The organism is Dokdonella soli (genome assembly GCF_039523175.1).
In the GTDB taxonomy this organism is placed as follows: Bacteria; Pseudomonadota; Gammaproteobacteria; order Xanthomonadales; family Rhodanobacteraceae; genus Dokdonella_A; species Dokdonella_A soli.
Genome location: NZ_BAAAEU010000004.1, coordinates 302,161 through 316,176, shown reverse-complemented (window position 1 = coordinate 316,176; position 14,016 = coordinate 302,161). Strand labels below are relative to the sequence as shown.

Sequence of the window (14,016 nt, the reverse complement as noted above, 5' to 3'; positions counted from 1 at the left end):
ATGGTACGGGTCAGGTGCCCGCGCCGAACAACCGCGGCTGCTCATTCGACTATGGAGGACGCATGCATTCCACACTTCACAAGGCCGGCTCGATACTCGTTGCTGCAACGCTGGCGCTGGGCTCGGCGTCGACTTGGGCGACGAACTGGAACGTCAACGTTGGAAATCCGAACGGACTCACGTTTTCGCCGCAAATCCTGAACATCAGCGCGGGCGACACCGTGACGTTCACGAACGGCGGCGGGCAACACAACATCACGTCCGACCCAGGGGCCGTTACCACGTTCCACTGCTCCGTTGCCTGTGGCACTGCGCCAACGGGCAACCCCAGTGCCGCCCTATGGTCGCAGGTCATCACCTTTTCGACTCCAGGCACGGTTGGATATCACTGCGAAATGCACGGCGCTCCGGGCAGCGGCATGTTCGGCACGATCAACGTGACGATTCCCGTCGAGCTTCAGTCGTTCGAGATCGACTGACACGGTTCGCGACCTTGTCGCCAGGTGTGCGCCCTGCGGGCACGTGGCGATGTCGAAGGACACGGGTGCGACATTGTGTGCAGAGCTCCGTCCGCGCACACGTTCTAGAATGGATGGCCGCCCGTGCGAATCCGATCGATCGAGGGAATGAAATGAAACCGGCTGGAACCGCGGCGCGTCCGCTTCTTCTCGCAGCGCTGCTTGCGCCCTCATTCGCGTCCGCCTGTTCGAGCTGCGGCTGCACGCTGAACTCGGACTGGGCGAGCCAGGGCTACTCCGTCGGTGCCGGCCTGCGCTTCGATCTGCGCTACGACTACTTCAACCAGTCCCAGCTGCGGTCCGGTACCGACAGTGTCGACCGTGCGTCGCTGGAACTGCCGAACGAGCGCGAGATCCAGCAGACCACGGTGAACCGCAACACGACCTTGAGCGTCGACTACGCGCCGTCGCGCGCTTGGGGCGTCAACGTCCAGTTACCCTACTTCGACCGCTATCACAGCACGATCGCGCCCGGCGACACCGCGCTTTCCTACTCGCAGTCGAGCGGCATGGGTGACGCGCGCATCACCGCGCGCTATCAGGGCTTCAGTCCCGAAGCGGGCTTCGGCGTGCTGTTCGGCGTGAAGCTGCCGACCGGTCGCACCGGCACGAACTTCTACGCCGGTCCGCAGGCGGGCACCCCGCTCGATCGCGGACTGCAGTTGGGCACCGGAACCTGGGACGCGCTGCTGGGTGTCTACGACTTCGGCAGCCTCGGGCCATCGGTCGGGTATTTCGCGCAGGCTGTCCTGCAGCAGCCGCTGAATTCCGACAGCGGGTTCCGCCCGGGTACCGGAGTTAACGTGACCGCAGGCCTGCGCTACACGGCCTGGTCGCGGATCACGCCACAATTCCAGTTCAACCTGCGTGCTGAGAAGCGCGAGTCGGGCGTGAATGCAGATGTCGCGAACAGCGGCGCGACGCTGGCCTACCTGAGTCCCGGCATCGGCTTTCGCCTGAACGCGCACTGGGACGGCTTTGCGTTCATCCAGCTGCCGGTGTATCAGCGCGTGAACGGATTCCAGCTCGAACCGGAGCGGCTGTTCTCGGTCGGGCTGCAGTACCGGATGTAAGCGAAATCTGGCGCAACAACGCCGCAACGGTGATCCAAGGCGCCACTAGCAGGCCGAGGATGGTCGTCGACGCAAAACCGGTGAGATACGAGCTATCCGTTCACCGCGGCGAGCGGTGCCCGATCGGCGCCAGCGTGTAAGCCGTCCATGCGGCTGGCGGCACCGCAAATGCCACGGCTGCCACCTGCAGAGCCCAGTGCGCGAGCCAGCGCGGCAGGCGCGCAGGCCATCGCTCGAACAAGCCGAAGACGAGCAACTCGATCAACCCGATCAGCAACAGCCGTCCGAGCGGGTCCAGTAAGGCGTCTCCCAACCCGGTAGCAGCAGCAAGCTCGCCAGCAATGCGGCGCCGAGCACAACCCTTACACGTCTCCAGCCAAGCAGGCGAGACAGATTTCCTTGCGGGGTCGTTGCGATTGACATGACGCGACGATAGCAAACGCGAGTTCGCTACGTGCATCGTCAGACCTGCATCGATGCCGCAACTGCGCCATCGGCAGCGTTTGATTCCGCCATTCGTCCGTCCCCGTCGTCATTCGTCCATCCGCTGCCGCGGCTCGTCGCGAAGCGCTTTTGGCCGCGGCGGCGATCGGCCATTCTCCAGCCACGCACCTGCTTGCATAAGGACAGCCTCCACATGCCGGACCTTGCCACTGGAGCACTTCTGGATCAGTCCCCACCGAAGGCAAAGAGCTTCATCTCGGGCACGCAGGCCGATGGCCGGCGCTCGTTGCGGGTTGCGGCGATCTCCTGGTTTGCGGTCGCCGCAACCGGGCAATTACTGTTCGTCGTCTATCTCCTGCTTCTCTATGGCAGGGCTGCGCTCCGCGGGGATTGGGCCGCATTGAACAAGGTGATGCCGCATGGTTATGTTCCCGGCGATGTTCCGGGCAATCTGACTATCGCGCTGCACATCCTGCTGGCCGTCATCATCACGTTGGGCGGCCTCATCCAACTCGTTCCGCAAATCCGCTTGCGTGCGCCGGCGTTCCATCGTTGGAACGGGCGCGTGTACATGACCTGTGTCGCCGCTACCTGCGTTGCGGGTCTGTACATGGTGTGGGTTCGCGGCGGCGGCCCGGGTGATCTTTCTCAGAATCTTGGCATCACCTTCGATGCCGTGTTGATCCTGTTGTGCGCTGGGATGGCGCTGCGCCATGCGCTCGCGCGCCAGATCGCCGTCCATCGTCAATGGGCGCTGCGCCTATTCATGGCGGCGAATGGCGTCTGGTTCTTCCGTGTGGGATTGATGTTCTGGATCCTGCTCAATCACGGCCCGGTCGGTTTCGATCCGAAGACGTTCACCGGTCCGTTCCTGACCTTCCTATCTTTCGCAGATATCCTGCTGCCGCTGGCTGTGCTCGAACTTTACTTGCGTGCCAAAGAGCGCGGCCGCACTCCGCAACGCATCGCCGTGGCGGCGACGCTAGGGGTGCTGACTGTTGCCATGGCGACCGGCATTTTCGGAGCCGTCGTGGGGCTCTGGCTGCCGAATGTCCAGTGAGACCCCGCCACGGCTCGTGGCCTACAGAAGCAAGGAACAGGGACATGCATGAACGATCTGACGTTGAAATACAAGCCCGCTATGCGCGGATTGCGGGTTTCGTCTACCTGTTGCTGATCGTGCTCTTCATGGGAGGGCAATCCCTCATTTCCCACGTTGAGGGAACGGGAGACTTTGCACAGCGGCTACACCTCAGGGCGAACAGCCTTCTTCTCGGAGCGAATGCCGGCGTACTTCCAAATTGTGGGGATGCAATGTTCTTCGTCGCCGGAATGACGAACATTTGAACCGTATCGTCGATTGCGAAGCACTACCCCTTGCCGCCGGCGCCCTTCCCCGCTGCGTCCGTTTTCTTCGCAGCCTCGGCAATCCGCACGACATCTCCATCGGCGACGCCATCCGGCGGGCTCTCGATCACGCGATCACCCGGCGCAAGGCCTGAGCCGAGCTCGATCACCTTGCCGAGATCGCGCGCGACCGTGACCATCTTCAGCGCGACCTTGTTGTCCGCACCGACGGTCGCGACCCGCAGCCCCGCCTTGTCGAACATCAGCGCACTGGCCGGCACGTTCAGTGCCGCCGCGTTGCGCGGCAGGTCGAGGCTCACATTCGCGAATCCGCCGGGCAGCAGCTCGCCGTTCGCGTTGTCGACCGCGAGCTGCATCAGCGTGCTGCCGGAGGTTGCGTTGACCGCCTGCGACGACGACTCGACGGTCGCGGTGTACTTCGCGCCCGGATGCTCCGGTACCGTGATCGTCGCCTGCGTTCCTGGCGGGATACTCGGCACATAGGTCTGCGGCACGCTGACATAGACGCGCAGCTTCCTGGTGTCGGACACCACGAACAGCTCCTGCCCTGCCCCGCCGCCGACATTGATCAACGCACCGACGTCCGTATTGCGCGCGGTCACGATGCCGTCGAACGGCGCGACGATGCGCGTGAAGCCCTTCGTAGCGAGCACATGGTCGACGTTTGCCTGCGACGACTTGACTTGCGCTTGCTTGGTCGCGGCATCGCCAGTCTTCTCGTCGGCGGCCTGCTTCGACACCGCGCCGGTGGTGACCATCGACTGCCAGCGCTTCGCGGTCGTCACCGCGAGATCGGCGTTCGCCTTCGCGCTGGCGAGATCGGCTCGTGCCTGCAGCAATTGCTGGTCCAGATCCGGCGTCTCGATCTCGGCGAGCAGCTGGCCGGCCTTGACCGGCGCGCCGATGTCGACCTTCCAGCTCTTGAGATAGCCGCTGACACGCGCATACAGCGACGCACGCGAATAGGCTTCCAGGCGCCCCGGCAAATCCAGCGTCGCGGCATCACCCTGCGTGCCCGGCGAGACGACGGCGACCGTCGGGATTGACTGCTCGTTGGTCCATTCGCGCAGGCGTGCGTCGCCGTGCGCGCGTGAAACCAGACCCGTGACAACGACGACAGCGGCGACGATGACCGCGAAAACGCCGGCCAGACGCAGCTTGCGCCGCGACACGTTCGGTGCGGAAAGTTCAGGCGACATGGAGTTCTCCGAGTGCGGGGCGCGGCGCGGGTTTCTCGCCGTGCCTTCTATGCACGATGCTGAAGACGACAGGGACGAAGATCAGCGTGGCGATCGTCGCGAAGATCAGGCCGCCGATCACGGCACGGCCGAGCGGTGCATTCTGTTCGCCGCCCTCGCCAAGACCGAGCGCCATCGGCGCCATGCCGATGATCATCGCGAGTGCGGTCATCAGCACCGGGCGGAAGCGCACGAAACCCGCCTCGATCGCGGCCGCGGTCGCGTCACCGATCGCGTCGAGGCGTTCGCGCGCGAAACTGATCACCAGCACGCTGTTCGCGGTGGCCACGCCCATGCACATGATCGCGCCGGTCAGCGCCGGCACCGAAATCGGCGTCCAGGTCGCGAACAGCATCCAGACGATGCCGGCGAGCGCAGCCGGCAGCGCGGTGATGATCACGAACGGATCGCTCCACGACTGGAAGTTCACCACGATCAGGAAATAGACCAGCACGATCGCGCCGAGCAGGCCAAACAGCAAGCCCGAGAACGAACTCTCCATCGTGCGCACCTGACCGAGCAGCGCGACCGTCGAGCCCTTCGGCACCTGCTTCACGCTGTCGGCGAGGATACGGCGCAGGTCGACCGTGACCGCACCGAGGTCGCGGCCCTGTGTCGTCGCGTTGATCTGCACCATCGGCTGGATGTCGTACTGGCTGACCAGTGCGTTGCCGGTCGTGCGCGTGAAGTTTGCGAGGCCGCCGAGCACCTGCGTAGAGCCCCCGCTGCTGCCACTGATCGGCAGGTTGGCGAGCGCGGTCAGCGAATCGAGCCGGTACTGCGGTGTCTGCATCACGATCGGATACGACACGCCGTTCTGCGGATTCAGCCAGTAGGTTGGCGCGACCTGGCTGCTGCCGGCGAGGTTCACGACCAGGCTGTTGGTGACGTCACGCGTGGTCACGCCGACTTCCTGTGCGCGCGTGCGGTCGACATCGACATTGAACACCGGGCTCTGCCGCGACTGCTGGATGCGCACGTCGGCGATGCCGGGAATCGCGCGGATCTTCGGCAGCAGCGAGTTCGCATAGTCGAAGTTCGCGTCGAGGTTCGCGCCGCGGATCTGCAGGTCGATCGGCGCCGGCGAGCCGAAGTTCAGGATCTGGCTGACGATGTCGGCCGGCGGGAACGAGAACGTGACGCCGGGGAATTCGCGCGGCAACTTCTCGCGCAGTTCGCGCACGTAGTCGGCCGTTGGCTTGTGCCCTGCCTTCAGCGCGATCTGGATGTCGCCGTCCTGCGTACCGACTACGCCGGTATTGTTGTAGGTCAGGTTGATGCTGCTGATCGACAGGCCGATGTTGTCGACCATCACGTCGATCTCGCGCGACGGGATGACCTGACGGATCGCCTTCTGGATTTGGGCGAACTGGTTCGCGCTCTCCTCCACACGCGTGCCGACCTGGGTGCGCACGTGCATCAGGATCTGGCCGCCATCGACCGAGGGGAAGAAATTGCGGCCGAGGAACGGCGTCAGCAGGAACGAGGCGAGCACGAACGCGAGGAAGCCGCCGACGAACACGCGCCGATGGAGCAGCGCGAGCTTGAGCAGCTCGCGGTAGCCCGCACGCATGCGCTCGAAGCGCGCCTCGAACGCACGCTGGAAGCGCACCAGCGGATTGCGTGTCGGCGGCAACGGCAGCAGGTTGCCTTCCGCATCGACATTCGGCGCATGCGGGTGCAGCAGGTATTTCGCCATCGTCGGTACCAGTGTGCGCGACAGGATGAACGAGCAGGCCATCGCGAACATCACCGCCTCGGCCATCGGCACGAACAGGAAGCGCGCGACGCCTTCGAGGAAGAACATCGGCACGAACACGATGCAGATGCACAGCAGCGAGACGAAGGCCGGCGTCACGATCTGCGCGGCGCCGTCCATGATCGAGGTCTCGACGTCCTTGCCATGCTCGAGATGCCAGTTGATGTTCTCGATCGTCACCGTGGCGTCATCGACGAGAATGCCGACCGCAAGCGCGAGGCCGCCAAGCGTCATGATGTTCAGCGTCTCGCCAAGCGCGGCGAAGCACATGATCGCGCCGAGCACCGACAGCGGGATCGACACCGCGATGATCACGGTCGAGCGCCAGCTGCCGAGAAACAGCAGGATCATGATGCTGGTCAGCGCAGCCGCGATCGCCCCCTCGAACGCGACGCCCTTGATCGCGGCGCGCACGAACAGCGACTGGTCGTTGATCGGGGTGACGTCCAGGTTGTCCGGCAGACCGGGCCGGATCTCGGCCAGCTTGGCCTTGATGCCGGCGACGATCGCCAAGGTCGAGGTCGCGCCGTTCTTCAGCACGGACATCAGCACCGAGCGCGCGCCATCGACGTGCACGATGTTCGTCTGCGGCGCGCTGCCGTCGCGCACGTGGGCAACGTCGCGGATGTAGATCGTCGTGCCGTTGACGACCTTGACTGGCAAGTCGCCGAGGTCGTCGATCGCGGACGGCGCGTTGTTGAGCTGCAGCGTGTACTCGAACGCGCCGATCTTTTGCGTGCCGACCGGCGTGATCAGGTTCTGCGCAGCGAGCGCGTTGGCGACGTCCTGCGCGGACAAGCCGCGCGCCTGCAGCGCGGATGGATCGAGATCGATCTGCACCTGGCGACTCTTGCCGCCGAACGGATACGGAATCGCCGCACCCGGCACGGTGACGAGGCGCGTGCGGATCGTGTTGAGGCCGAGATCGGCGAGGTTCTGCTCGGAAAGCCCCTTGCCGGACAGCGCGAGCTGCAGGATCGGAACGGTCGACGCGTTGTAGTTGAGGATCAGCGGCGGCGTCGTGCCTGGCGGCATCTGCTTGACCACCGACTGCGACACTGCGGTGACCTGCGCATTCGCGGTCGCCACGTCGACGCCGGGCTGGAAGAAGATCTTGACGATGCCGAAGCCCTGGTAAGAATTCGCCTCGATGTGCTCGATGTCGTTGACCGTCGTGGTCAGCACGCGCTCGTACAAGGTGGTGATGCGCCCGGCCATCTGGTCCGGCGGCAAACCCGTGTACTGCCACGCCGCGGCGATGACCGGGATGCGGATGTCAGGAAAGATGTCGGTCGGCGTGCGCAGCGCGACCAGCGGCCCGATGATCAGGATCAGCAGCGCGAGCACGACGAACGTGTAAGGACGCTGCAGCGCGACGCGGACGATGCCGATCATGCGAAGTACCGAAGTGGGTGCTGGTGCGGTGCATCAAAGTAGGCCGCGCACCCGGGCAAACCAAGGGCCAATTCGATGAACAAAACTTCATGATTGGTGCAATGAAGGCGTGGCGCCGCGCGGCAGCGTCTGCGGGCGCGAAGATCGGGCCGAGGTGACTTCCTTCACTCGTCGAATGCGTCGGTTGCCTTGCGGTGATCGATCACCCTTCGAAACAGTGAGTAGGTTGGGCTGAGCCTAGCGATGCCCAACATCGGACACGACAATCGTTGGGGTTCGCGGGCTCACCCCAACCTACCGCGCTGCCCGTACGCGACCAGCGTGCGGTCCCGGTGTGCGAGAAGAGTGGCCACATCGGGATCCGTGAGTTCTCTTGTCCACGGTGCAACACCGTAGGACGACGCAAGATGAATCTGCATGTCCTCGGCACGATTGTCCGCCGCGAACGTTTCGGCGAAGGTACGTGCCGCGAATGCAGCAAGTACTGGGGACGTCGGACGCGACGCCACGACGGATGCAAATGGATCCAATGAGTGGTTGTCGTCGCACGTGTTCTTTTCCATCTAACGCACAATAGCTGTACCTATTTCTTGGCACGCTCTAACCGACGCAGAAGCAAGGACGCGAGACTAAGATGATCCAGGCACTCTGTGGGCGAATCTACAACTCCGTACTCATGCCCTCGCGGATTTCGAATAGCCATGACCGACCCTGAGAAGATGAACTTGTAGCCCTCCTGTTCGTCTTTCTCGCTTATTGTCGATAAGTCTGTGAGTTTGATGAGCGGCGATTGTTCGCTGAAAGCCTTCATCATCAACTTCACCCCCGAATCGCTAATTCCTGCCAATGCTGAAACTTCTTTGTCGATGAACTTATAGGCTTCAAATGTGGCCGATGCATAGTGGCCATCATCAAACAATTTCTTCGACGTTCCTTCAATCCTAGTATGAATGTTGCGGTCATCAAACGGATGCGACCCGCCGATCGGGTCTGATCGGGCCTCTGTAACAGACCCTGCCGACCGGACGATCCTCTCGAAACATTCAAGGAGATCAGCCACCTAACAGGTTCTCCTTAATACTCTTGAAGATGTTGTCGTACGTTTCTTTGGTGCCGTCAGCTGGAAGGTTTACCTCCACTCGGACGGTAAGAGCCACTCCGCCGCCAAGAGAATTCCGCTGAAACCCAGCACTGCCAGCGCCCGCATTGGGACTCGGCTTGGACTCATTTTTCACTTGGGCAGGCTTACTCGCCCTAGCGGCTTTTGCTCCATTGCCGACCTTCTTGGCCTTTGGTTCTGGAACGTCTCCGTGGCCCGACAATCCGGCCAGAACCTTGAAAGTACTGGCTTGACGCCCTCCTATAGTCGCGCTGGTCTGATCGCTTTGACGGAAGAATGTAATTAGTTCGTCGCTGTCCAGTTTCCAAGCGTTATCGCCATGAAGCTCGAACAGTGATGCGTAGGCCTCCTGCACTAGCGAGGCGAACTCCTTAGAGAACTCCTCGTCCTTATGATGTGAGAAAGCCTTTGCTGCGGATGAGGTCTTTTTCCCCTCAGAATCGATTACCCCAACGAATTGAAGAGCATTGATTACATAGCTCTCGTTGTTGGGAGCGATACCAAGTTTCTTGACCGTCTCCGACGTGATCACATTTGGAAACGACTTCCGAAGCTGCGTCACCATCTGAGCGACATTTCCAGGCCCGGAGATGTATGGGTGCGTAGCCATCAATTTCCCCTAGAAGCAATCAAGCGACACCTGATATAACGCTGGAATTAAACAGCGCGCGGCTTTTCGCGCGTCCGCCTGGACGAATAATTACAGACTATACGAATAGTGCTGTGATGTGCCGTAGTCGTACAAATTGACCGACCCGCCGTTAACAGAGCCTGAGAAGTGATGACTATCGCCATAGTCGTACCCAGAGAACTGCTTACCCTTAATGTCTATGCTGACATGGGCGCTACGACCATAGTCGTACAGTGACGGGAGCGTGCCAGAAAAATTACAGCTTCGCTCATAATCATAGACATTTACAGTTTTGCCTTTAACGTTTCCGCTTACACTGTAATGCCGTGATTGCGAGTAATCATAGACGTTTGATCCAGCCTTGCCGCTAATTGAGCGGCCTGCCACGTACGCGATGCAGGCTCTTGTGCTTACATCCATTTCCGGCACCTCTAATGCTTGAGTTAAGCCGCGCGCGGCTTTTTCGTGCGTCCGCTTGGATGAGCGGTTAGACCGCGCTTGCGAATGCGGCCGCCCCGCCCATGACCGCACTTGCGATGGTAAGTGCGGCGCCAAAGTGCACCACGTACCTGGCTGTACGAAACACAAATACGCTCCACCAGATATCAGTCAAGCACTCGTACGCAAAGTACTGCTCAACTGGCTTGAGTTGATTTTTCGGAAAAACGTCGTCCTGAGGTGAATTGATAATTGTTGTATGCGCTGCCGCACGGAAGCGCAAAAGTGGTACGACGTTTTTGAATAGCGGTAGATCAAAGAAGTCAGCTTTCACGGTCGGCACGAGAACTTCAATGTCATGCGAGCCGACATTGAGAGGGATCTTTGGGTTGCGCAGCTCGACTTGCTGGATGTTGCCGCCAAACAATTTCTTTTTGCCACCGCGCAAAAGGAAAGGCCAACGCCTCCATGCGTCTTGTTTTAGGATGTCTCGGAACAAGATATCTACGTTGAGCGTAGCCCTGTTCGCGTAGTCGCCAGTCCAGAGCGAGCCGATAGTGGCGATGGCCGAACCAAACGTGGCAAGAATTGCTGCGCTGGAAAGGGACGCTATGAAGCTTGCATGTGCTGCAGGTATAGATAGGAGCGCGTAAGCGAGCCATGTGGCAATCGCATACAAAAGAATTACTATTCCATAATGCAAGTGGAGGTAGTGATTCGTGGAATTCGAAGTTTTCTCGACCTCCGTCACGTGCCCCCCCCTGTGCGGTCTAACTACGATTCGGATTCAGAATGAAGCCTAATCTCGAAGCCTAACGTGGCCACCCGGGCCCTGATAATCGGAATTGTCCAACTCGAATCAAACGATCACGCCGCCTAGCTCCGCAGACCAATCCTGCAGCCTTTCCCCTGGGCGTGGCACGATGATCGATGCTCTCATTGGAGGTGGATGCCTGCAAGACCTATATGCCGAGGCAGCGCTCGGAATTGCCCAGCCACGTCCCTGCGTCGTCACGACATCGCCTCGCCCCAGCACTCCACACTGACCCGCGCACCCCCGCTCTCACTCTCCCCTATCTGCATGCGAAATCCGTGCAGGCGCACGATCGCGGAGACGATGCTGAGGCCGAGGCCGTAGCCGGGTGTCGAGATTTCGCGTCCGCATTCGCTGCGGTAGAAACGCTGCAGCACCGCGTCGCGTTCGCCGCTCGGGATGCCGGGGCCGCTGTCGATGATCTCCACGCGCGGGCCTTGCGCTTCGATGCTTGCGCTCACGCTGACCCTGCCGCCGTTCGGCGTGAACTTGATCGCGTTCGCGACGAGGTTGCTGAAGGCCTCGAACAGCAGGTGCGGGTCGGCGTGGATTGAAGCGTGCACAGGCACATCGAGATGAAACGTGATGCCGTTGTCCTCGGCGAGCGGCGCATAGAGTTCGTGCACCTGGCGCAGGATCTCGCCAAGGTCGACGCTGCCGAAGCCGCCGCGGCGGCGCAGGTCTTCGAGTTCGGAGATGCGCAGCAGTGCGCGGAAGCGGTCGAGCAGCGCGTCGACGTCGCCGACGCAGCGGTCGATCACCAGCGCACGGTCCTCGCAGCTGTCGCCCTTCTGCTGCAGGCGATGCAGTTGCGTGCGCAGGCGTGTCAGCGGCGTGCGCAGGTCGTGTGCGATGTTGTCGCAGACGCCCTTGACCTCGTCGATCAGGCGTTCGATCTCGCCGAGCATGCGGTTGACGATCGCGGCGAGCATGTCGACCTCGTCGCCACGCTTCGACACCGGCAAGCGCCGGCCGAGGTCGCCGCGCGCGATCGGCTCGATCGCAGACTCGATCTCGCGCACGCGGCGCAGCGGCCGCCGGCTCAGCAGCAGTCCGCCGATCAGACCGGGGATCACCGTCAAAGTGAGGCCCCATAGCAAGGCATGACGCAGGATCACGCCGACCTGGTCGATCACGCTGGTGTCGCGCGCGATGACCAGCCGTTCTCCGTTCGGCAGTGGCAACGCCAAGCCGCGTGCAGGCCCCCGGTGTTCCATGCCGCGCCGCTGCAGGCCCTGCGGCAGTGCGCGGATCACGCCATCGGCGGGAAGGTCTGCAGGCATCTTCTCGATATTGCCGTCGACGTAGCGGCCGTCGGCGCCGAACAGGCCGAGCGCCATCACGCCGCGCAGGTCCAGCGCGCCGGTTGCTTCCATCGCGGCGGGCAGGCGTTCGCGATCGATCGCGGTCAGATAGCGCGCGCGCTGCTCGACGATGTCGTCGACGACACGGGAGAGATAGCGCGAGGTTTCCCAGTACACCGCGCCGATCAGCACGACGCTCCACAGCGCGAAGAACGCGCCGTAGATCAGGATCAGGCGCGTGGTCGCGGAACGCCAGTGGTCACTCAGTTTCAGCAAGACGGTATCCCGAGCCGCGCACGGTGCGGATCAGCGGCACGAGGCCGGGCGGATCGACCTTCTTGCGCAGGCGGCCGATGTGCACGTCGATCACGTTGGTGCCGGGATCGAAGTGGTAGCCCCAGACCGCCTCGAAGATCATCGTGCGCGTGAGCACCTGGCCGGAGTTGCGCACGAGGAATTCGAGCAGACGGAACTCGATCGGCAGCAACTCCAGCGCGAGGTCGCCGCGGCGTGCGCTGCGCTCGATGAGGTCGAGTTCGAGGTCGGCGACGCGCAGCACGGTCTCGCGCGCGGCCGGCTGCCGGCGCCGCAGCAGCACCTCGATGCGCGCAGCCATCTCGTCGGGCGCGAACGGCTTGGTCAGGTAGTCGTCGCCACCGGCGCGCAGGCCACGCACCCTTTCGTCGACGTCGCTGAGCGCGCTGATCATCAGCACCGGCGTCTGCACGCCGGCGTGGCGCAGCGCGGTGACCAGGGCCAGCCCGTCCAGTTCTGGGAGCATGCGGTCCAAGGTGATCGCGTCGTAGCCGCCGCCCACCGCGCGTTCGAGGCCGACCCGGCCGTTGTCGACCCAGTCGACCTCATTGCCGCGACTGCGCAGCTCGGCGACGATCTCGCGTGCGGTGACCGCGTCGTCCTCGATGGTGAGTACCTTCGGCATGCCGCTACGCTATGCAACTTCGGCGGGGAATCCAAGGCGTCCGCTGCCCCGGCCCGACCGCCCCTTTCAGCGTAGTCGACTCCCCCACTTTCCATGATGGAACAAATCCCTTACAATTCCGCGCTTTCCGTGTCCAGAAACTGTTGCGAGGCGTTCCATGAAAGTGCTGTCGTCCCTCAAGTCCGCAAAGAAGCGCCATCGCGACTGCAAGGTCGTGCGTCGCCGCGGCAAGGTGTTCGTGATCTGCAAGAGCAATCCGCGCTTCAAGGCGCGTCAGCGCTGAGCGGAACACCGCTACCGGATTCCGATGTGAAGGGCCGCGTTGCGGCCCTTTTCTTTTGCGGCGTGTGCAGGGCCTGCGGATGGAAGCGGCATAGGTGCATCTGCCGCGGGTAAGTTGTGTAGCCGTTCGTGGTGAGGTATCGAACCATGAACGGCGGCGCCGCGCGCCGTCCGCCCTTCGATACCTCAGGGCGAACGGTGGGGGTAACAATGGCGGTGGGGTTTCAGCTGAGACGCATCTGCAGCGCGCGTCATGGAACCATCCATCGGGTTCTGCTACAAAGGCGCGTCCCGACGCTCGGCTGTCGGAGTATTCCTTTTCATGACAAGGGGTTGAGCCATGTTTGTGAAGTTCGTTCTCGCCGCTGCGACCACCCTCGCCACAGCCGTCCTGCTGGCACCTGCCGCGCATGCTGACACGCTGGACGTGCAGCCTGCGAAGAAGCAGCACCATCACAAGGCCGCCTACCAGGCCGATGCCGGCATCGGACCGAGCCGCGGCATGAGCATGGCCCAGGTCGAGAAGCGGTTTGGCGCGCCGGTCGAGAAACTTCCGGCCGCGGGCGGCGACAAGCCGCGCCACCCGACCATCAACCGCTGGCGCTACAACGGCTACACGGTCTACTTCGAGCGCAACCGCGTCATCCATAGCGTGCCGGACGCGGTCGCCGCTGCCCCGGCCTCCTGATCCC

Annotated in this window: 14 protein-coding genes; 6 read left to right on the top strand and 8 right to left on the bottom strand. The window is 62.5% G+C overall.

The genetic code is table 11. The features are described 5' to 3' along the window. Positions 1-14 precede the first annotated feature (14 nt). Both ABD002_RS04945 and ABD002_RS04940 read left to right on the top strand, forming a co-directional pair. Positions 15-479 carry a cupredoxin domain-containing protein gene (locus ABD002_RS04945; protein WP_343787769.1) on the top strand — a complete coding sequence of 155 codons (465 nt, stop codon included), beginning with the start codon at positions 15-17 and terminating at the stop codon, positions 477-479. A gap of 152 nt (positions 480-631) precedes the next feature. Then, positions 632-1,591: a TonB-dependent receptor gene (locus ABD002_RS04940; RefSeq protein WP_343787767.1), complete on the top strand. Its 960-nt coding sequence runs from the start codon at positions 632-634 to the stop codon at positions 1,589-1,591. 100 nt (positions 1,592-1,691) lie between these two features. On the opposite strand, the gene ABD002_RS04935 is transcribed toward ABD002_RS04940, so the two are convergent. Further along, positions 1,692-2,051, bottom strand: a complete 360-nt coding sequence (locus tag ABD002_RS04935) for a hypothetical protein (RefSeq protein ID WP_343787765.1) — start codon at positions 2,049-2,051, stop codon at positions 1,692-1,694. Between ABD002_RS04935 and ABD002_RS04930 the strand changes: the two genes are divergently transcribed. Together ABD002_RS04930 and ABD002_RS04925 are read left to right on the top strand one after the other, a co-directional pair. Then, on the top strand, positions 2,046-3,095 hold the full coding sequence (locus tag ABD002_RS04930) for a DUF2306 domain-containing protein (RefSeq protein ID WP_343787763.1): 1,050 nt from the start codon (positions 2,046-2,048) through the stop codon (positions 3,093-3,095). The genes ABD002_RS04935 and ABD002_RS04930 overlap by 6 nt on opposite strands. Positions 3,096-3,139: 44 nt before the next feature. After that, positions 3,140-3,382: a hypothetical protein gene (locus tag ABD002_RS04925; protein WP_343787761.1), complete on the top strand. Its 243-nt coding sequence runs from the start codon at positions 3,140-3,142 to the stop codon at positions 3,380-3,382. 23 nt (positions 3,383-3,405) lie between these two features. On the opposite strand, the gene ABD002_RS04920 is transcribed toward ABD002_RS04925, so the two are convergent. From ABD002_RS04920 to ABD002_RS04890, 7 genes are all read right to left on the bottom strand, one after another. Next, positions 3,406-4,602 carry an efflux RND transporter periplasmic adaptor subunit gene (locus ABD002_RS04920; protein WP_343787759.1) on the bottom strand — a complete coding sequence of 399 codons (1,197 nt, stop codon included), beginning with the start codon at positions 4,600-4,602 and terminating at the stop codon, positions 3,406-3,408. Further along, entirely contained in the window at positions 4,592-7,795 is a 3,204-nt protein-coding gene (locus ABD002_RS04915; protein WP_343787757.1) for an efflux RND transporter permease subunit, read from the bottom strand. The genes ABD002_RS04920 and ABD002_RS04915 overlap by 11 nt, the downstream gene beginning before the upstream one ends. Before the next feature lie 583 nt (positions 7,796-8,378). After that, on the bottom strand, positions 8,379-8,855 hold the full coding sequence (locus ABD002_RS04910; RefSeq protein WP_343787755.1) for a TIGR02391 family protein: 477 nt from the start codon (positions 8,853-8,855) through the stop codon (positions 8,379-8,381). After that, positions 8,848-9,525: a DUF5343 domain-containing protein gene (locus ABD002_RS04905; protein ID WP_343787753.1), complete on the bottom strand. Its 678-nt coding sequence runs from the start codon at positions 9,523-9,525 to the stop codon at positions 8,848-8,850. The genes ABD002_RS04910 and ABD002_RS04905 overlap by 8 nt, the downstream gene beginning before the upstream one ends. 508 nt (positions 9,526-10,033) lie before the next feature. After that, positions 10,034-10,663, bottom strand: coding sequence for a hypothetical protein (locus ABD002_RS04900; RefSeq protein WP_343787751.1), 630 nt, complete (start codon positions 10,661-10,663; stop codon positions 10,034-10,036). Between the two features lie 332 nt (positions 10,664-10,995). Then, on the bottom strand, positions 10,996-12,378 hold the full coding sequence (locus ABD002_RS04895; protein WP_343787749.1) for a sensor histidine kinase: 1,383 nt from the start codon (positions 12,376-12,378) through the stop codon (positions 10,996-10,998). Beyond that, positions 12,362-13,042: a response regulator transcription factor gene (locus tag ABD002_RS04890; protein WP_343787747.1), complete on the bottom strand. Its 681-nt coding sequence runs from the start codon at positions 13,040-13,042 to the stop codon at positions 12,362-12,364. Before ABD002_RS04890 ends, ABD002_RS04895 begins: the two co-directional genes overlap by 17 nt. A gap of 157 nt (positions 13,043-13,199) precedes the next feature. On the opposite strand from ABD002_RS04890, the gene ykgO reads away from it, so the two are divergent. Continuing rightward, positions 13,200-13,325 carry a type B 50S ribosomal protein L36 gene (gene ykgO, locus ABD002_RS04885; RefSeq protein WP_291187865.1) on the top strand — a complete coding sequence of 42 codons (126 nt, stop codon included), beginning with the start codon at positions 13,200-13,202 and terminating at the stop codon, positions 13,323-13,325. A 339-nt stretch (positions 13,326-13,664) separates the two neighbouring features. After that, the gene (locus ABD002_RS04880; protein ID WP_343787743.1) at positions 13,665-14,012 is read left to right on the top strand and encodes a hypothetical protein; all 348 of its coding nucleotides are present in this window, start codon (positions 13,665-13,667) and stop codon (positions 14,010-14,012) included. Positions 14,013-14,016: the final 4 nt, after the last annotated feature.